The following is a 17,716-nucleotide window of genomic DNA, read 5'->3' as shown; positions in this document are numbered from 1 at the left end:
CGCGGCGGATGGTAGCGGGGGTCTCGCGAGTCATCGGGCCCCTGCGGGGGGTCGCGTCGCGATCCGGTCACGTCGTTGATTGTTCCCCATGCGACGAACCGTTGCCCGCAGGGCGGCCGGTGTGGCTTTGCTCCTGGGTCGTCAGGCAGTATTGGGGGCGATGGAGAGCATGATCGAACCGGCCGAGCAGGCCGCCGAGGACCACGTAGCCCAGGAGCCCGAGCAGTCGACTGATCTGTCGGCCGTGCTGATGGGTGCGGTGGACGCTGCGCGGACCGCGATCATGGAGTACAGCGGCGACGATGTCGTCGGCGAATACCTCGGTGCCGGCTTCGATGATCCGACCGCCGCGACGCACCGCTTCCTGGCCACCATGCCGGGGTATCAGGGCTGGCAGTGGGCGGTCGTGGTGGCGGCCTATCCCGGTGCCGACCACGCCACGATCAGTGAAGTGGTCCTGGTTCCCGGCCCGACGGCGCTGCTCGCGCCGCAATGGGTGCCATGGCACGAACGCGTCCAGCCGGGTGACCTCAGCCCCGGCGATCTGCTCGCCACTCCCGTCGACGATCCGCGGTTGGTGCCCGGGTACACGTCCTCGGGCGACGAGGAACTCGACGAGCTCGAGGCCGAGGTCGGACTCGGCAGACGTCAGGTGCTCAGCCAGTGGGGCCGCATCGAAGCGGCGGAGCGCTGGAACGACGGCGACTACGGACCGGACTCGGCGATGGCGCGCGCCACCCGCAAGGTCTGCCGCGACTGTGCCTACTACCTGTCGCTCACCGGTTCGCTCGGCACGCTCTTCGGAGTGTGCGCCAACGAGATGTCGGCTGACGGACACGTCGTCGCGAGTGAGTACGGCTGCGGCGCGCACTCGGACACTCCGCAGCCCGCCACCATCGGATCGCCGATGTTCGATCCGTTCGACGACGGCGTTCTCGACGTGGCCCAGGCCGTCGCCGAGCCCGAGGTCGTCGAGCCCGAGGTCGTCGAGCCGGAAGTTGCCGAGCCCGAGGCCGTCGAGCCGGAAGTTGCCGAGCCGGAAGTTGTCGCGTCCGAGCCCGAGGCGGTCGAACCTCCCGCCGAAGGCTAGCTTTCGGCGGCGGCCTTGATGCGGCCGAGCGATGCGTTCATCCCGTCGACCAGCTCGCGCTCGAAGCTGGGCACGCCGCCCATCATGGCGTTGACCAAGAGGTTGGACACCGGCTTCACCCCGTTCTCGGCGTGCCTGCTTTCCACCAGCCGGGTGCCCGTGGCCGTCGGCTCCAGTTCATAGGTCCAGACGGTGTTGTTCGCGTTCACGCGGAACGCCAGCTTCCGTTCCGGAATGACCTCGGTGACCTGGCTGGTCGTCGGCCAGACCAGGAAGTTGCGTCGGTTGACGTTGACCGTTCTGGTGCCGGGTCGCAGTGGCCCGAAGGCCTTCATGAGGCTGCACTGCGGGCTCCACTGCCGCATCAGGGTGAGGTCGGACACCAGCGCCCAGACCTCCGCAGGCGGAGCGTCGATGTCGATCTGCGCCTGTAACAGGGCTGCGGCCATCACTGCTCCTTCGAGTTCATTGAAGTCCGCTCTGCGCGCCGCGGGAGCCGCGTCGGACGGCGCTGCGCTGCCACAGGAAGATCGAGGTGCCCAGGACGCCCACCCCGAGTCCGGCCACCGTCACCGGGCGCCAGTCGTGCAGACCGGGCACGGTGAAGGCCAACACCACCGCGACGAGCCAACCCGCCGCAATCACGTAGATGACGGGCCAGGGCTGGAGAAGCGCCTCCGGCAGCGCCGGGGCAATCGGCCCCGGCTCGGGCGATGTCGCGTCCATTGCCGACCAACCTAACCGATTCCCGTACTGGTGTCGGTACTGTTTGCGTCGTGAACGACCCCGAAGCCCGGCTGGCCAGCGACCTTTCGTTGGCCGTGGTGCGGTTGGCGCGCCAGTTGCGCTTCCGCCGTCCGGATTCCCCGGTGTCGTTGTCGCAACTATCGGCGCTCGCAACGCTGGCCAAGGAGGGCCCGATCACGCCGGGTGCGCTGGCGATTCGCGAGCGGGTCCGCCCACCGTCGATGACGCGGGTCATCGCGTCGTTGGCCGAGTTGGGGTTCGTCGACCGCTGCGCGCACCCGGACGACGGTCGCCAGGTGCTGGTGTCGGTGTCGACCTCCGGGCAGGACCTGATCGAAGTCGAACGCCGTGCCAGCCAGGAGTGGCTGCAGCAGCGGTTGGCTGGACTGAAACCGGAGCAACGCAAGACGCTGATGGCGGCGGCCGATCTGATGTCCGCGATCGTGGACGAAAGCGCTTGAGGAGAATCAACGCTCGGCGGGCTGGAAGCGAAGCGGACTCGGGAATCAACGTAGTCGACGTCGACGATCCCAACGATCCCCGCCTCGACGACTTCCGCGACCTCAACAGCATCGACCGCAGGCCGGACCTACCCAGCGGCAAGGGTCTCGTCATCGCCGAGGGTGTGCTGGTGGTGCAGCGAATGTTGGCGTCCCGCTTCGTGCCGAGGGCGTTCCTCGGCACCGAGCGCAGGCTGGGCGAGCTGTCCGACGACCTCGCGAGCACCGATGCGCCGTTCTACCGGGCAAGCGCCGAGGTGATGGCCGGCGTCATCGGTTTTCACCTCAACCGCGGAGTCCTGGCGGCTGCCCCCCGGCCGGCCGAGCTGTCGATACCGCAGATGATCGAGGGCGCCCGCACGATTGCCGTCCTCGAGGGCGTCAACGATCACGAGAACCTCGGCTCGGTGTTCCGCAACGCGGCTGGCCTCGGGGTGGATGCGATCGTTTTCGGACTCGGCTGTGCCGACCCGCTGTATCGGAGGGCGGTGCGGGTGTCGATGGGTCATGCGCTGCTGGTGCCCTACGCCTGGTCGGACAGCTGGCCAGGTGAGCTTGAGTTGCTGCGGGACAGCGGCTTTCGTGTCCTGGCGATGACGCCGAATCCGGCGGCGCAGACGTTGGCCACTGCCATGGAGACGCTGGCGCAGGACAAGGTGGCCATCCTGGTCGGTGCCGAAGGGCCCGGTCTCAACGAACACACGATGCGGTCCAGCGACGTCAGGGTGCGCATCCCGATGGCCAGGGGTACGGACTCGTTGAACGTGGCTACTGCTGCGGCGCTTGCCTTTTATGAGCGAGCTAGGCTCGCCCCATGAACGAGGACGCGACGCCATGGGGCACCGGGCTGACGGTGGCGGGGTTCGTTGCCGCCGTGACGGCCGGCGCGATCATCGTCCTCAGCCTGGGCCTGACCCGGGTGCATCCACTGCTGGCGGTCGGGCTGAACCTGGTGGCCGTCGGCGGTCTGGCGCCGACGGTCTGGGGTTGGCGGGCCCGGCCGGTGTGGCGGTGGTTCGTGCTTGGCAGCGGCGTCGGGGTGGTCGCCGGCTGGCTGGTGCTTCTCGCCATGGCCGTCGGAGGCGTTGTCGCGTAAGCGATTAGCCCAGTCGCGCCGAGGTGTATGACGCGTCGAATAGTCCCGTCATCGCCTCCTCTGGCCAAAAGTCGACACCGTTCGCAACGAAGACGTCCTCGACCGTCACCGATGTCGTCTGCCAGCCCTTGGTCTGCAGGTAGTCGACGACGCTGCTGCGCTCGCCCTGGTACATCAGGTCCGAGGTGTCGGGGAGGTCGAGTCCCTTGGCGCGCTGGCTGGCCGAGATGGCGCGAACCGCCTCCCCGTCGAGGACGCTCATGTCGGGGACCCAGTCGGTGGCGATTCGGCTGCCGGGGGCGCTGAGTGTCGTGATCGCGTCGAAGAGCTTGTCCTGCGCCTCGGGCGGCAGGTAGCCGAGCAGCCCCTCGGCGATCCAGGCAGTCGGCGCGGAGACGTCGAAGCCGGCGTCGCGCAGTGCGGTCGGCCAATCGTCGCGCAGGTCGACGCCAATCGACCGGAGCTCGGCGGTGGGAGAGGCGCCGAGGTCGGCCAGCGTGCGCGACTTGAATTCGACGACCTGCGGCTGATCGAGCTCGAACACCGTCGTTCCGGCGGGCCACGGCAGGCGGTAGGAACGCGCGTCCAGGCCCGCGGCAAGGATGACGGCTTGGCGTACGCCCGCCTCTGCCGCGGCCGCGAAGAAGTCGTCGAAGTACTTGGTGCGGATGGCCATCCCGTCGGCCATCCGGCGTGGGTCGAGCAGGTTGCCGTCCTCGGCGTCATCGAGGTGGCCGTGGGCCATCTTGGTGAAGTAGTCGACGCCGACGGCCCGAACCAGCGGTTCGGCAAAGACGTCCCTGATAAGGGGCAGCGGGCCGAGCGAGGCCAGGGCGCGGGATGCGGCGACGCCCGTCGCAGTGGCGCCAACGCCGGATGCGAGATCCCAGGAGTCATTGTCGGTACGAGGCATGTCGGTGGTCCTAAAGTTGTAAGCAGTATTAGTTAGTCAACTTAATTAATACTGCCACAGACTTCTTCCCGGTGCTGAGCGCAAGCGCTCAGGGCTGGGTTGGATGCCCCTTCGCGCAAGCGCTCAGGGCTGGGTGCCGGAGCGCACTCCGAGCAACACGTCTTCCCAGCCCGGAACCTCCGGCCTGCGCTTGCGGGTGCGGGGCTTCGGCGCGGGGGCCTGGGCGGCCTCCGGCTCGGGTGGCGGGGCAACGGCCTCAGGTGCCGGAGGCGTCGCGGGCAACGAGAGGTCGAGCGTGGGGACCGGGGCGACCGAGCGCAGCGGCGGGCGATCGAATTCGGGGTCGATGAGTTCGGCGGCGGCGTCGTCGAATGCCGTCGCGGTGCCGCCGTGCGCGCCAGGGGTGAAGCGGAAGTGCGCGACGTTGTCCGACCGGCCCGCCTTCCAGGAAAGTTGGACGGTCCAGCGGCCGTCCTCGTTGCGCCACGCGTCCCATGCCGTGGCGTCGGGATCGAGTCCGCGCGCCACCAGCGCCGTCGTGATGGTCTCCAGCAGCGTCAGCACCGCGGGTCCGTCCGCGAGCACCGGGTGAGCCGCGGTCGCAAGCTCCGCCGCCCGAGAGCGCTCCAGGAGCACCGGGTGCGCGAACCGCTCGACCCGGCTGACGTCGACGCCTGCCGAACTCGCGACCTGCTCGACGGATGCGCCCGCGCGAATCCTGGCTTGAATCTCCTTGGGCGTCAGCACCGGTGGAACCTCGACATCGACTTGAATGGGCATGGCGGCAGCGCGATCACCGCTCAACGCGGCTCGGAGACGGTCGTCTGGACGGAGAATGAACTTCTCGCCCGCGTCGGCCGTCTCGCAGATGATGCGTTTGCCATCGACGTCGAGTCCGACGACGTTCAGTTCGCGCATGTGCGACCTCCTAGGGCGGCTTAAGCGGTCACCCTACTTCGTTATCGTCCCGTAACCGCCCTGACACGCTGGTGGGACTAGAGGCGCTCGACGACCCAGTCCACGCACGCCGTCAGGGCGCTGACGTCGTCGGGATCCACGGCCGGGAACATCGCCACCCGAAGCTGGTTGCGGCCCAGCTTGCGATAGGGCTCGGTGTCGACGACCCCGTTCGCACGAAGCACCTTGGCCACCGCGGCGGCGTCCACCTCGTCGGTGAAGTCGATGGTGCCGACCACCTGCGACCGCAGCGCCGGGTCGGTGACGAACGGCGTGGTGAAACTGGTCGCCTCGGCCCACGAATACAGCCGCCCCGAGGAGTCCGCGGTGCGCTTGACGGCCCAGTCGAGGCCGCCATTGCCGAGCAGCCAATCGAGCTGATTGGCCATGAGCACCAGCGTGCCGATGGCCGGGGTGTTGTACGTCTGGTTCTTCAGGCTGTTGTCGACGGCGATCGGCAGTGAAAGGAAGTCGGGCACCCAGCGCCCCGACGCCGCGATCTGCTCGACCCTGGCGAGCGCAGCCGGGCTCATGATGGCCAGCCACAACCCGCCGTCGGACGCGAAGTTCTTCTGGGGCGCGAAGTAGTAGGTGTCGGTGTCGGCGATGTCGACGGCAAGGCCGCCCGCCGCCGACGTCGCATCGATGACTACCAACGCATCGCCCGCGGGCCGTTGAATCGGCACCGCGACGCCCGTCGACGTTTCGTTGTGCGCCCACGCGACCACGTCCACCGAGGGGTCCGACTGCGGCTCGGGTGCGCTGCCGGGGTCGGCCTTCACCACGATCGGGTCGCCGACGAAGGGGTTGGCCGCGACTGCGGCGGCGAACTTGGCGCTGAACTCGCCGAACGTGAGGTGCAGCGAGCGCTTGTCGATCAAGCCGAACGCAGCAGCATCCCAGAACGCGGTGGAGCCACCGTTGCCGAGGATGACCTCGTAACCGTCGGGCACCGAGAACAGTTGCCGGACCCCATCGCGCACGCGGCCGACCAGGTTCTTGACCGGCGCCTGGCGGTGCGACGTGCCGAACAGGTGACCGGAATCGACCAGTGCCTGTAACTGCTCGGGGCGCACCTTCGACGGACCGGAGCCGAAGCGTCCGTCCTTGGGCTTGAGGTCGGCGGGGATCACGAGGTCGGCCATGACTCCCCAGCCTAGTGAGGGCCCTGCGCGCTCAGTTCGTCAGGATGCGCACACCGTCGCGAGTGACGGCGACCGTGTGTTCACTGTGTGCGGCCCGCGCGCCGCTGGCGGTGCGAAGCGTCCAACCGTCGGGGTCGTGGACGTACTCGTCGGTGCCGTCGGCGATCAGCATCGGCTCGATGGCGATGACGAGCCCAGGGCGTATTTTCATGCCCTTGCCGGGGCGCCCGACGTTGGCCACGTGCGGGGCTTCGTGCATGGTGCGACCGATTCCGTGCCCGCCGTGGTCGGCGAGCATGCCGTAACCGGCCCTGCGGGCGCTCGTCGAGATCGCGTGGCCGACGTCGCCGAGGGTGTTGCCCGGCTTCACCGCGGCGATGCCCGCCGCCAACGCCGAGTCCGTCGCCTCGATGAGTGCGACGTCCGCGGCTCGAGGCGTCCCGACGACGAAGCTGCGCGCCGCGTCACCGCACCAGCCGCGCAGCGTGGCTCCGAAGTCGACCGAGACCAGGTCGCCTTCGACGAGTGGCTGCCCGGTGGGGATGCCGTGCACGACGGCATCGTTCACGCTGACGCACAGCACGGCGGGGAACGGAACCGGCGCCCAGTGCGGGTGGTAGTCGAGGAACGGTGAACCCGCGCCATGTCTGGTCAGCACGTCGCTGGCGACCCGGTCGAGGTCGGCGGTCGAGCGGCCGGGCGCGGCGTAGTCCATGACGGCGCGCAGCGCTTCGGCGACGACGGCGCCGGCCTCGGCCATGGCTGCGATCTCGGCCTCGCTCTTGAGTTCGACCATCAGGGCCTGAGACCTGCATCACATGTGATGTGAATAACCCGGTCAGCGCACAGACCGGAAAACGCCCTGTTCAATTCGTGGGACCTCCGGTACCGTGGTGGACAACAGACTGACAAATGTAAACCTCATGGGAGGCTTCTAATGGCTGTCAAAACCGCTCGCACGCGCACCATCCGTCGCTGGCGCAAGAACATGGACGTCGCCGATGACACTGCGTACGTTGACACGCTCACCACACTGTCCGAGGGGTCTGTGCGGCGCAACTTCAACCCGTACACGGACATCGACTGGGATTCGCCGGAGTTCGCGGTGATCCCGAACGACGAGCGCTGGGTTCTGCCCGCGACCGATCCGATCGGCCAGCATTCCTGGTACCAGGCGCAGTCGAAGGAGCGCCAGATCGACATCGGCATGTGGCGCCAAGCCAACGTTGCCAAGGTCGGACTGCACTTCGAGTCGATTCTGATCCGCGGCCTGATGGAGTACTCGTTCTGGACACCCAATGGCTCGGCGGAGTACCGGTACTGCCTGCACGAGGCGGTCGAAGAGTGCAACCACACCCTGATGTTCCAGGAGATGGTGAACCGCATCGGCGCCGACGTGCCAGGCATGCCGCGGCTGCTGAAGTGGATACAGCCGTTCATCCCGCTGGTCGCCGGGCCGCTCCCGATTCCTTTCTGGTTCGGCATCCTCGCCGGCGAGGAGCCCATCGATCACACGCAGAAGAACGTGCTGCGCGAGGGTAAGACGCTGCACCCGATCATGGAACGGGTGATGGCCATCCACGTCGCCGAGGAGGCGCGGCACATTTCGTTCGCGCACGAATACCTGCGCAAGCGGGTTCCCCACCTGTCGCGGTTCAAGCGGTTTTGGTTGTCGCTCTACGTTCCGCTGACGATGCGGGTCCTCTGCTCGGCCATCATCGTGCCGCCGCGCGCGTTCTGGAGCGAATTCGACATCCCGCGCTCGGTCCGCAAGGACATCTTCTTCAAATCGCCCGAGTCGCGAAAGATGCTGCGCGACATGTTCGGAGACGTCCGCATGCTGTGTCAGGACACCGGACTGATGAACCCGTTGGCCAAGTTGATGTGGCGTATCTGCCGGATCAACGGTGAACCAAGCCGGTACCGCAGTGAGCCCCAGCGCCAGCACCTGGTGTCGGTCGCGTAGGCGCGCATGCCCCACGTAATCACCCAGTCGTGTTGCAGCGACGGGTCCTGTGTCTACGCCTGCCCGGTCAACTGCATCCATCCCTCTCCGGACGAGCCGGGCTTCGCAACCGCCGAGATGCTCTACATCGATCCGGTGGCGTGCGTGGACTGCGGCGCCTGCGTCAGTGCGTGCCCGGTCGGCGCGATCGCCCCCGAATCGAAGCTCGACGCTATCCAGCTGCCGTTCGTCGAGCTCAATGCGGCGTTCTACCCGAAGCGCGATGGCAAGCTGCCGCCGACGTCGAAGCTGGCGCCGGTACTGGCAGCGCCCGCCGTGCACCCGCGACCCGGTGGCCCTCTGACAGTCGCGATCGTCGGCTCAGGGCCTGCGGCCATGTACGCCGCCGACGAACTGCTGACCCAGAAGGGCGTGCAGGTCAACGTCTTCGAGAAGTTGCCGACGCCCTACGGGTTGGTGCGTGCGGGCGTCGCGCCCGATCACCAGACCACGAAGCGCGTGACCAAGCTGTTCGACAAGGTGACGCGGCTGCGGGGATTCACGTTCTACCTCAACGTCGAAGTTGGCGAACACGTCTCGCTCGCCGAACTGGCCGAGCACCATCACGCAGTGCTCTACGCGGTCGGTGCGCCCAACGACCGTCGTCTCGACATCGAAGGGATGGGCCTGGCGGGCAGCGGCACTGCGACCGAAATGGTGGCCTGGATCAACGGCCACCCCGAATTCACCGACCTACCAGTCGATCTCAGCTCTGAACGCGTCGTCGTCGTCGGCAATGGGAACGTGGCGTTCGACGTCGCGCGGATCCTCACTACCGATCCCGACGACCTCGCTCGCACCGATGTCTCCGATCATGCGCTGGCGGCGCTCCGCGACTCCCGCGTACGGGAAGTGGTCATCGCTGCGCGGCGGGGGCCCGCGGCATCGGCGTTCACGCTGCCTGAGTTGATCGGCTTGACCGCCACCCACGAGGTGGTGCTGTCTGCCGGGGACCACGAGCTGGTGCGCCAGGATCTGGTCACGGAGTCGGATCCCTTGACTCGCAACAAGCTCGAGGTGCTCGCCAAGCTCGGCGATGCGGCAGCGCCGATCAGCAGGCCCCGCATCCGGCTGGCCTACCGGCTGACCCCACTGCGGTTGCTCGGGGCGGAACGCGTCGCGGGCATTGCGTTCACCACGACGGGTACCGACGAGGTCCAGCAGCTCGATGCCGGCTTGGTGCTGACGTCGATCGGCTACCGCGGCAAGCCAATTCGCGATCTGCCGTTCGACGAGGCGGCCGCGGTGGTGCCGAACGCGGGTGGGCGTGTCGTCGGAGCACCGGGTATCTACGTGGCCGGCTGGATCAAACGGGGTCCGACGGGATTCATCGGTACCAACAAGTCATGTGCGTCGGAAACAGTGCTCAACCTCGTCGCCGACTACAACGACGGCAAGCTGGCCGATCCAACGGCTAGGCCGCAGGCGCTGGAGAAGCTGGTCCGCGCCCGCCGGCCCGCGGTCGTCGATGCGGCCGGGTGGAAGGCCATCGACCTTGCGGAGATCGCCCGCGGCGGTGCGGACCGGCCGCGCGACAAGTTCACCACTGTTCCCGACATGCTCGCGGCCGCCGCGACGGCACCGACTCCATCAGTGGGTCAGCGGCTGCTCGCAGGTCTCCGGCGCTAGGAACGGCCCGGCCGACGTCGATCCGGCCCTGGCCGGTCCGCAAGCCACGGCGGAGTTCAACGCCATGACGCCCGCATGGTCGAGCAGAACGGGCATCCGGTTCTGAGAGTCTTTGCGGGCAAGTCAATTCTGGTAGTGGCGATACCTTCGTCAACACCTACCTGTCCGACCTGAACACCAAAGCAGCTCGAGGCAATCACCCTCAGAGACGCCTTCCCTCAGCTGCTGGCCAACATGCACTGAGAATGAAGGTGTAGTCAGTGCCGCCGGGTGCCCGCGAAGGTAAGCACGCGACCGATTTCGCGTAGTCGCCGAATTCGGGTGCGCTCGCTGATGCGGCTTCGGGCACGGGTTCGTAGAGGCGGGAAGTGGTTGTGCAGATCGCGATGGCATAGCTGAGCCACGCGCTCGGGGCGGGTCAGGTCGCGCAGTGCGCAGGGACCGAAGTCGATCAACCACGCCTGCTCGGACAGCGCCTCACGAACGAGATCGCTTGTCGTGCCGGACAGTAGGGTTTGGCCGCCGTGCCCGAGCTCGCGCAATCGGGCAGCGCGGTTGATCGTCGGCCCCATGTACTTGCGCTCGTCGCGCAACTGAACTTCGCCGGTATGCACACCGATCCGCAGGCGGATAGGCGCCAGGGCCGCCTGCTGGAGGTCCAATGCACACGCCACCGCATCGCTTGCCAGGGTGAACGCCACCACGAAGCTGTCTCCCTCGCCCTGCTCGATCGGGCACACGCCGTTGTTGGCGTTCACGAGCTCGCCGAGCACGCGATCCATGGTGGCCAACGCCGTCGCCATCAAGTCAGGCTGGGTCTCCCAGAGACGGGTGGAGCCCTCGATGTCGGCCAGTAGCAGCGTTACGGTTCCGGCCGGCAAGGGTCGACTCGAGTTGCCGTGAAAGTCGTTTGGCGGCAGCGGATGGACGATACGCGACATGCGATCCCCCGATCACTCGAAACATCCTGCGAACTGCTGGTGTTCGTTGTCGAGTTTCATCTTGGTGTGTCGAAACATGCGTGGCCACCGTGTGCACAACACGATTGGTGGTGATGTGTGCACCCCCAAGGGGTCAGACCGAGATGTCGACGACAGCGGTGATGCGGGTGCCGCGTCCTCGCGCCGTGTCGATTACCAACGTGCCGCCGATCGCGGAGAGACGGTCGGTCATGTTGATCAGTCCGTGCCCGATCGTCGCGGGATCGAAGCCTCGGCCGGTATCGCTGATCACGAGGTTGAGCAACCCGTCATCGGCATTTGCCGCTACCGTCACTGAGGTGCCGGGCCCGCCGTGTTTGGCGGCATTCTGCAGCGCCTCGCTGCAGCAGTAATAGAGCGCCGCCTCAGTCGACGTGGGATAGCGGGCCAGACCGTGTACGTCGAGGCGCACGGGGACCGCCGCGCGCGCGGCGAGCACCGGCAGGGCCTCGGTCAACCCGCCACTGACCAGCAGCGGGGGGTAGATTCCGTGCGCGAGCCGACGAATCTCGACGATGGAGTTGTCCACCAGTTCGGACGCCTCCGCAAGCAGCGAGCGGTATCGGTCGTGCTCTGCGTTGCGGGCGAGTCCGATGAGCACCGACAGAGCGACGAGGTGCTGTTGGGCGCCGTCGTGCAGATCGCGTTCGATTCGTCGCCGTTCCTCGTCGGCGGCGGTGGTCAGTCGGGTGCGCGAGGCCGCCAGTTGCGCCGCGTGGTCGGCGAGCTGCCCTTCCGACGTCCGTAGCGCCGCGGCGTTGTTCCACACGATGATCAAGAGGTGGAAGGCATTGAACGGCAATCCCACGACGATGACGAGCGTCTCGAGCCAGAGCGGTCCGTGTTGGACCGCCTCTGGAATCGGGAGGAAGCGTGCCAACATGGCCATCGTGAGCACCGTGACCGCGGTGATCACGGTGAAGGCCAGCCCCCGTTGCCACCGAATATAGGGCTCCGCGAAGACAACTGGGACGAGCGCCACCAGCGCCATCACTGCCAGGAAGTTGGGATTGACGACCGAGACCAGCACCGAGCTGATCCAGTTCGTGATGCAGACGAGGCTTATCGATTGTGAGTATCGACCGAGCCGAGCCAGTCGCAGCCCCAGCGCCAAGGCAATGCACTGCGGGGCGCCGACCGCAGCGAACAGCAGCACATAGGGCGTCCGGTACCAGAACGCGTACTCCAACAGCGGCAGCACGACACCTGCGCTGGCCCACAGGGCGAAGTGCCCGCTGAGAAACAGCTCGTAACGCTCGGCCCTGAAGCGGTTGATCAGGTCGTGGCCCAGTAGCGACGACGAGCGCACGGCCGCGGTGAGCAGCACTTGAGGTGCGCGCCAGCCGGGCATCGCTGCGCCGGCAGGGGCCGGCTTCAGCTCGCTGTTCGCCATATCCGGCTCAGTAATCGTGGCGAGAGGCGTTCCTTGTGCAGGTACGCGTCGGCGCCGCAGTGCGAGGCGGCAGCGGGAAGGTCCTCGAGGTCGTAGGTCGACATCAGCACGACGATCAAGTTCGGGTGTACGGCACGGATCTGGCGGGTGGCTTCGATTCCCCCCATTCCCGGCATGTGGATGTCCATCAAGACGATGTCCGCGTCGTCACGGATGAGTTCGACCGCTGATTCACCCGTCTCGCATTCGCCCGCCATGACGAAGTCGTCCATCGCAGCGAGAGTGGCGGCGGTCGCCCGTCGGAAACTCGCCTGGTCGTCGACGACCCAGACTCGCACGCACTTGTCCGCCACCGCGTCATCGTGCCGGGTATGTCCGCCGCGTGCCAGGGTGTACACACCACCATTTTCATGCCGACCCGTGGCCGTCGAGGAACAACAGCACTGCCTTGACTCGCCGATCAACAGAGTCGTCGACGGTCAGTTCGAGTTTGGCGAAGATCGAGTTGATGTGCTTTTCCACCGCTCGCTGAGACAACACCAGCCGCTGCGCGACGATTCGATTGCTGAATCCGGTTGCCAGTTCGCCGAGCACCTCGCGTTCTCTGGTGGTCAACCGACTCAGGGTGGGGGCAGAGTGGGGCTGAGCGAGTAGCGCCTCCACCACCAGCGGGTCGAGCACCGTTCCGCCATTCGCCACCTGACGCACGGCCTCGTTGAGTTCGTCGAAACGCGACACGCGTTCCTTCAACAGATATCCGCGGCCCGCGGTGCCGCCCTCCAACAACCCCGCCGCGTAGCTCGGCTCGGCGTAGTTCGACAGCACGATCACCCCGACGTCCGGATGCGCGGTCCGCATCCACCGGGCCAGTCGAATCCCTTCATCGGTCGACGTCGGCGGCATGCGAACATCGGTGACCAGGATCGTCGGTTCATGCCGTCCGACGAGTTCGACGGCGGAGTCGTAATCCTCGGCGATACCGACAACCGTCACGTCGGGGTCCGTGGCCAACGCCCGGGAAACACTGTCCCGAACCAGTAGGGAATCCTCTGCGATGACGATCGAGATTCGATCACCCACGTTGCGGCCGTCCCTCCCCGATCGTTCGTGACCAACGGATTATCCCCCCGTGGACTCGCTACCGCGTGATTTGCGTATGCTCGACTTTTTTCGAACCGGCCCGCCAGTCCAGTTGTCGGCGTATGCAAATCCCATGAATGCTGCGGCGTACGTGGGTCGAGTGGGCGGGTTGGCAGTCGCGCTTGGTGTGGGCGCGGCGTTGTTCACCGGCACCGCGACGGCATGGGCCGGCCCATCCGGCACCGAGTCTTCATCGGAACATTCCTCGGAATCTTCGACAGAGTCCTCCACGACGTCAGCTGAGACCTCGCCTTCTGCAACGGATTCGTTGGACACTCCTGCGGCATCGGACAAGAAGGACCCGCCGGAATCGTCCGTGAGCGCAGCGACCGTCACGGTCACGAACGGCGATACGACCGCGACAGACGAGAGTTCCAGCGAGCCCGATGCGGCAGAGACGGAGGTCGCCGGCGAAGTGGCGGCCAGGCCGCAGGCCAAGAAGTCCGTCGCCCCCGCAGCCGAGACAGTGACGACTCCCGTCAGCAAGATTGCCGCTGCCGAGGTAAAGGTGAAAGCCAGCTCATTTGTCGCACAACCAGAATCGAATGACGAGACGCCGCAGGTGTCGAGCAGGCTCGCCGTGCAGAGTCTCGCCGTCGCATCGGAACCCGCCGCTCCCTCCCTTCGCCCGTGGCCCACCGCGTTCGACCCGACCACGGTGGTGACCTACGTGACCGGGCTGGTGACCAGTCTGGTCAATGCCGTCCTTAGCCCGTTCGCCGCGGGCGGTCCGGCGTTGCCGTCGGATCCCTCGCCGTGGGCGCTGTTGGCCTGGGTGCGTCGCGAGTTGTTCAACGAGTCGCCCCGTCTCACCCCGGTGATCAATCCGCAGACCACGACGGGACTCATTACCGGCAACGTCGGCGCGGTCGACCCCGACGGCGACCCGCTGACCTACACCGTCATCGGTCGGCCGCAGAACGGCGGCACGCTCGAGATCGACCAGGCAGGCAACTTCACCTATCGCCCCATGAACGCGATGGCCGCGGTCGGTGGAGTCGATCAGTTCACGGTCGTGGTCAGCGACGAGGCCGCAGGCTTCCACGTCCACGGCCCGCTCGGGCTGCTCAAATTGGTGCCGATCCTTGGCAACTTCATCAATCCCGGCGGCGGTGATGCAGTGGCGCAGACGATTACGGTCAACGTCGATCCGGTCGCTGGCGTCGACCTGTCGTTCCCTGCCAGCTTCCACTGGGGTGTTGCGACCGCGGGATTCCAGGCCGAGGGCGGCCCCGGCTCGCCGGTGGATCCCAACTCCGATTGGTACAAGTGGGTGCACGACCCGATCAACCAGCTCCTTGGGCTGACCCACGGGGTGCCGGAGAACGGCCCTGGCACCTACGTCTCCTACGACGACGATGCGGCGCTGGCCCAGGGCGAGCTCGGCATGAACACGTTCCGGATGGGCATCGAGTGGAGTCGCATCTTCCCGAATTCCACTGCATCCGTGAATATTTCAGACGAAGGCGGCGTCGTCAGCGCGGCGGATCTCGAGGCACTGGACGTGCTGGCCAATCAGGGCGAGGTTCAGCATTACCGCGACGTCTTCGCATCCTTGCGCGCGCACGACCTGGAACCGCTGATCACCGTCAACCACTTCACCTTGCCGGCGTGGGTCAACGACCCGACCACGACGCGAGTGCTGGCCCAACTCGGGCTGCCCGCGCCGAACGCGGGCTGGCTGTCACCAGGCACCCCAGCCGAATTCGAGAAGTACGCCGCGTACGTGGCCTGGAAGTACGGCGACCAAGTCGACAACTGGACCGTGCTCAACGAGCCGGTGCCACCGGTCCTCACGCAGTTCCTGTCGATCCCCGGCGTCGTGCCGAGCTGGCCGCCGGGCGTGATTCGGCCGGACCTCGCGTCCACGTTCCTGGTCAACGAGGCCAAGGGTTACGTCGGTGCGTACGACGCGATACACCTATGGGACACAACGGAAGCGACGGGCGGCCAGCCTGCCGCGTTCGTCGGCTTCGCGAACAACATGATTCCAGCGCGACCGGCCAATCCGGTGAATCCACTCGACGTGCAGGCGGCCGACGCGTGGAACGACTTCTACAACAACTGGTTCCCGAGGGCCGTGATCGACGGCTGGGTCGACGCCAACCTGGACGGCATCCAGACGCCCGACGAGATTCACGCCGACTTCATGGACAAGGTCGACTTCGTCGGCGTGCAGTACTACGGGTCGCAACCGATGCAGGGCTTCGGCCTCGCGCCCATCCCGGGATTCCCATGGCTGCAGGGCATTCCGGGCCGGTGCACGCCCTCGCCCACGTGCAGCGACTTCAACCAGCCCACCGACCCCGGTGGTCTCCGCGAGGTCCTCGAGGTCGCCGCGTCCTACGGCAAGCCGATCTGGATCACCGAGAACGGCATCGCCGACGCGGGTGACTCGAAGCGGCCGTCCTACATCGTCAACCACATCGCGGTGGTGCAGGACCTGGTCGCACACGGCATGGACATCCGCGGTTACACCTACTGGTCATTCGTCGACAACCTCGAGTGGGCCAACGGTTATGACCTGGAGTTCGGCCTGTACGGGTCCGATCCGACGACGCCCGAACTCGAGCGCACGCCGAAGCCGGCCAGCATCGCGGCGATCAGCGCGATCACGAAATCGCCGTTGCATTCGCTTCCCGTCGATCTGCTGGCGATGTACATCCCGAACACGGCGGTCTAAGTGCATGCGGCGGTGATTGCGGCGGTGTCCCAGTAGAACGGGCGCACGTCAGTGATGCGTCCGTCTACGACGCGAATGGTCTGAAGGATCGGGAAGTCCAATTCTCGATTCGTGGCGCGGGCCCGCGCGTGGACTTGGGTAAGGACCACTGCGGTTCCGGTCGTCGAGAGGAACTCTTGTTCGACCATCTCGAATTCCGACCACGTCTGGCTCATCGCGACGAAGAACTGCTCCATGCCGTCGTGCCCGCGCCAGATGCCGCCGTAGGGCAGCGCGTCGGCTTGGTGCAACACGACGTCGAATGCGAAGTACGGCGCAAGCGTTGCGAAGCTCGCGACCCCCGGTCCACCCGCGACGAGATATTCAGTTTCAGCGGCGTACATCGAGCGCAGAACGCTCGCAGTTTCGTTCGGTGCTGTGGTCACACCTCGTAGACGCCGCCCGAGCATCGAACGTGAGAAAGCAGCTATTGCTGCTTGCCCATGGCCGCGGCGATCTCCTCGCTGCTGACCTCGCGCATGGGTTGCCCAAGCGACCACATGTGCCCGAACGGATCGCGGATCACGCCGAAGCGGTCGCCCCAGAACTGATCTTCGAGCGGGGCGACGACGGTGGCGCCTGCATCGACTGCTCGCTGGAACTGGCTTTCGACGTCGGTCACCGTGAGATGGATCGATACCGGAGTTCCGCCAAGCGACTTCGGCGTCATGGACTTGCCGCCGGTCATCTCGGGAAAGTCGTCGTTGAGCATCACCACCGAGCCATTGATCCGCAGCGCGGCGTTGACCAGCTTGCCGTCCGGTCCAGGCACCCGTCCGAGCTCTTCCGCGCCGAACGCATCGACGTAGAAGTCGATCGCCGCGGCGGCGTCATCGACGATCAGGTAGGGGGACACGGCCGGTTGCACTTCGATTGCCATGATGGGCTCCTCTCGACGGCGGATGGTCATGTACTACGACCATCGTGCGCGCCGATTCTCATCGCCGCGGCTACACGACGGAGAACGGGGCGGGCAGTGCGGTGCGACCGGTGAGCGCCAACAAGACGGTCTCACCCTGACCGACCGCCACGCCGATCTCCGCAGCCAGCGCCGCCGCCTCCAGCAGGACGGGTTCGGGCAGCGTGAAGTCGACGCCGGTGGCGCCTACGACGTCGAGACCGTGCACGGCCAGTTCGAAGACCCGGGTCGGCAGATAGTTGCTCAATCGGATGCCTAGCCCGCCGATCACCTCGATCAGCGGATCGTCCACGGCGGCCAACTCGCCGAGGACTCGCTCCACCATGTCGTCGATCGTCGCGACGGGATCGTCGCCGAGGTCACGGCCCGCCTGGCGACCGCGCTCGACGATCGCCTCGGCGCCGGCATTCGAGGCGTAGTCCCGGATCTGGGCGTAGTAGTCGGCCGGGCTGGCGACGTCCTCACGGGAGGCGGGGCTCT

General features: G+C 66.6%; 19 protein-coding genes and 1 pseudogene. 7 read left to right on the top strand and 13 right to left on the bottom strand.

What is annotated here, in order from left to right:
* Nucleotides 1–133: 133 nt before the first annotated feature.
* Nucleotides 134–1,090: a DUF3027 domain-containing protein gene (locus QOD90_RS24120; RefSeq protein ID WP_526353846.1), complete on the top strand. Its 957-nt coding sequence runs from the start codon at nt 134–136 to the stop codon at nt 1,088–1,090.
* Here the strand turns inward: QOD90_RS24120 and QOD90_RS24115 are convergent.
* Both QOD90_RS24115 and QOD90_RS24110 read right to left on the bottom strand, forming a co-directional pair.
* Complete coding sequence (locus QOD90_RS24115) at nt 1,087–1,539, bottom strand: SRPBCC family protein (protein ID WP_526353812.1); 453 nt, start codon at nt 1,537–1,539, stop codon at nt 1,087–1,089. The two genes, QOD90_RS24120 and QOD90_RS24115, sit on opposite strands and share 4 nt — an antisense overlap.
* Before the next feature lie 16 nt (nt 1,540–1,555).
* Complete coding sequence (locus QOD90_RS24110) at nt 1,556–1,816, bottom strand: DUF2530 domain-containing protein (protein ID WP_526353810.1); 261 nt, start codon at nt 1,814–1,816, stop codon at nt 1,556–1,558.
* Between the two features lie 50 nt (nt 1,817–1,866).
* Between QOD90_RS24110 and QOD90_RS24105 the strand changes: the two genes are divergently transcribed.
* From QOD90_RS24105 to QOD90_RS24095, 3 genes are read left to right on the top strand one after another with little or no spacing between them, the layout of a single operon-like run.
* Complete coding sequence (locus tag QOD90_RS24105; protein WP_526353808.1) at nt 1,867–2,298, top strand: Rv0880 family HTH-type transcriptional regulator; 432 nt, start codon at nt 1,867–1,869, stop codon at nt 2,296–2,298.
* Nucleotides 2,295–3,155: a TrmH family RNA methyltransferase gene (locus QOD90_RS24100; RefSeq protein ID WP_526353806.1), complete on the top strand. Its 861-nt coding sequence runs from the start codon at nt 2,295–2,297 to the stop codon at nt 3,153–3,155. The genes QOD90_RS24105 and QOD90_RS24100 overlap by 4 nt, the downstream gene beginning before the upstream one ends.
* Entirely contained in the window at nt 3,152–3,433 is a 282-nt protein-coding gene (locus QOD90_RS24095) for a DUF2537 domain-containing protein (RefSeq protein WP_526353804.1), read from the top strand. The genes QOD90_RS24100 and QOD90_RS24095 overlap by 4 nt, the downstream gene beginning before the upstream one ends.
* 4 nt (nt 3,434–3,437) lie before the next feature.
* Here QOD90_RS24095 and QOD90_RS24090 read toward each other — a convergent pair whose 3' ends face one another.
* The 4 genes from QOD90_RS24090 to map form a co-directional block, all read right to left on the bottom strand.
* The gene (locus QOD90_RS24090) at nt 3,438–4,346 is read right to left on the bottom strand and encodes an SAM-dependent methyltransferase (protein ID WP_526353802.1); all 909 of its coding nucleotides are present in this window, start codon (nt 4,344–4,346) and stop codon (nt 3,438–3,440) included.
* A 123-nt stretch (nt 4,347–4,469) separates the two neighbouring features.
* Nucleotides 4,470–5,264, bottom strand: a complete 795-nt coding sequence (gene sepH / locus QOD90_RS24085; protein WP_526353800.1) for a septation protein SepH — start codon at nt 5,262–5,264, stop codon at nt 4,470–4,472.
* A 77-nt stretch (nt 5,265–5,341) separates the two neighbouring features.
* A complete protein-coding gene (serC, locus tag QOD90_RS24080; protein WP_526353798.1) occupies nt 5,342–6,448 on the bottom strand; it encodes a phosphoserine transaminase in 1,107 nt (368 codons plus the stop codon).
* A 31-nt stretch (nt 6,449–6,479) separates the two neighbouring features.
* Entirely contained in the window at nt 6,480–7,244 is a 765-nt protein-coding gene (gene map, locus QOD90_RS24075; RefSeq protein WP_526353796.1) for a type I methionyl aminopeptidase, read from the bottom strand.
* Nucleotides 7,245–7,385: 141 nt separating this feature from the next.
* Here map and QOD90_RS24070 point away from each other — a divergent pair, with 141 nt between their 5' ends.
* A complete protein-coding gene (locus QOD90_RS24070; RefSeq protein WP_526353794.1) occupies nt 7,386–8,414 on the top strand; it encodes a diiron oxygenase in 1,029 nt (342 codons plus the stop codon).
* A gap of 6 nt (nt 8,415–8,420) precedes the next feature.
* The gene (locus QOD90_RS24065; RefSeq protein WP_526353792.1) at nt 8,421–10,082 is read left to right on the top strand and encodes an FAD-dependent oxidoreductase; all 1,662 of its coding nucleotides are present in this window, start codon (nt 8,421–8,423) and stop codon (nt 10,080–10,082) included.
* A 272-nt stretch (nt 10,083–10,354) separates the two neighbouring features.
* On the opposite strand, the pseudogene QOD90_RS24060 reads toward QOD90_RS24065, so the two are convergent.
* From QOD90_RS24060 to QOD90_RS24045, 4 genes and pseudogenes are all read right to left on the bottom strand, one after another.
* Nucleotides 10,355–11,023: pseudogene (locus QOD90_RS24060) on the bottom strand (adenylate/guanylate cyclase domain-containing protein); the annotation flags it as partial.
* A 133-nt stretch (nt 11,024–11,156) separates the two neighbouring features.
* Nucleotides 11,157–12,455: a sensor histidine kinase gene (locus QOD90_RS24055; RefSeq protein ID WP_526353790.1), complete on the bottom strand. Its 1,299-nt coding sequence runs from the start codon at nt 12,453–12,455 to the stop codon at nt 11,157–11,159.
* Nucleotides 12,437–12,853, bottom strand: a complete 417-nt coding sequence (locus QOD90_RS24050) for a response regulator (RefSeq protein WP_526353788.1) — start codon at nt 12,851–12,853, stop codon at nt 12,437–12,439. Before QOD90_RS24050 ends, QOD90_RS24055 begins: the two co-directional genes overlap by 19 nt.
* Before the next feature lie 10 nt (nt 12,854–12,863).
* The gene (locus tag QOD90_RS24045) at nt 12,864–13,535 is read right to left on the bottom strand and encodes a response regulator (protein WP_526353786.1); all 672 of its coding nucleotides are present in this window, start codon (nt 13,533–13,535) and stop codon (nt 12,864–12,866) included.
* A 376-nt stretch (nt 13,536–13,911) separates the two neighbouring features.
* On the opposite strand from QOD90_RS24045, the gene QOD90_RS24040 reads away from it, so the two are divergent.
* The gene (locus QOD90_RS24040; protein WP_526353784.1) at nt 13,912–16,278 is read left to right on the top strand and encodes a family 1 glycosylhydrolase; all 2,367 of its coding nucleotides are present in this window, start codon (nt 13,912–13,914) and stop codon (nt 16,276–16,278) included.
* Here QOD90_RS24040 and QOD90_RS24035 read toward each other — a convergent pair.
* From QOD90_RS24035 to QOD90_RS24025, 3 genes are all read right to left on the bottom strand, one after another.
* Nucleotides 16,275–16,703, bottom strand: a complete 429-nt coding sequence (locus QOD90_RS24035; protein ID WP_526353782.1) for a nuclear transport factor 2 family protein — start codon at nt 16,701–16,703, stop codon at nt 16,275–16,277. The two genes, QOD90_RS24040 and QOD90_RS24035, sit on opposite strands and share 4 nt — an antisense overlap.
* A 41-nt stretch (nt 16,704–16,744) precedes the next feature.
* Nucleotides 16,745–17,197 (bottom strand): VOC family protein, encoded by a 453-nt coding sequence (locus QOD90_RS24030; RefSeq protein ID WP_526353780.1) that lies wholly within the window; start codon nt 17,195–17,197, stop codon nt 16,745–16,747.
* Nucleotides 17,198–17,267: 70 nt separating this feature from the next.
* Nucleotides 17,268–17,716 (bottom strand): DinB family protein (locus QOD90_RS24025; protein ID WP_526353778.1); only part of this gene is annotated, 449 nt, incomplete at its 5' end.

Source organism: Mycobacterium sp., assembly GCF_032161845.1.
Taxonomy (GTDB): domain Bacteria; phylum Actinomycetota; class Actinomycetes; order Mycobacteriales; family Mycobacteriaceae; genus Mycobacterium.
Note: the sequence above shows the minus strand (reverse complement) of the source record. Positions and strands in the feature narration are given on the sequence as shown.

Bases quoted from the DNA above. Each gene is read 5' to 3' on its own strand.
- QOD90_RS24065 (WP_526353792.1), top strand. From the start codon at position 8,421: ATGCCCCACGTAATCACCCAGTCGTGTTGCAGCGACGGGTCCTGTGTC.
- sepH (WP_526353800.1), bottom strand. From the start codon at position 5,264: ATGCGCGAACTGAACGTCGTCGGACTCGACGTCGATGGCAAACGCATC.
- QOD90_RS24070 (WP_526353794.1), top strand. From the start codon at position 7,386: ATGGCTGTCAAAACCGCTCGCACGCGCACCATCCGTCGCTGGCGCAAG.
- serC (WP_526353798.1), bottom strand. From the start codon at position 6,448: ATGGCCGACCTCGTGATCCCCGCCGACCTCAAGCCCAAGGACGGACGC.
- map (WP_526353796.1), bottom strand. From the start codon at position 7,244: ATGGTCGAACTCAAGAGCGAGGCCGAGATCGCAGCCATGGCCGAGGCC.
- QOD90_RS24090 (WP_526353802.1), bottom strand. From the start codon at position 4,346: ATGCCTCGTACCGACAATGACTCCTGGGATCTCGCATCCGGCGTTGGC.
- QOD90_RS24115 (WP_526353812.1), bottom strand. From the start codon at position 1,539: ATGGCCGCAGCCCTGTTACAGGCGCAGATCGACATCGACGCTCCGCCT.
- QOD90_RS24110 (WP_526353810.1), bottom strand. From the start codon at position 1,816: ATGGACGCGACATCGCCCGAGCCGGGGCCGATTGCCCCGGCGCTGCCG.
- QOD90_RS24055 (WP_526353790.1), bottom strand. From the start codon at position 12,455: ATGGCGAACAGCGAGCTGAAGCCGGCCCCTGCCGGCGCAGCGATGCCC.
- QOD90_RS24030 (WP_526353780.1), bottom strand. From the start codon at position 17,197: ATGGCAATCGAAGTGCAACCGGCCGTGTCCCCCTACCTGATCGTCGAT.
- QOD90_RS24095 (WP_526353804.1), top strand. From the start codon at position 3,152: ATGAACGAGGACGCGACGCCATGGGGCACCGGGCTGACGGTGGCGGGG.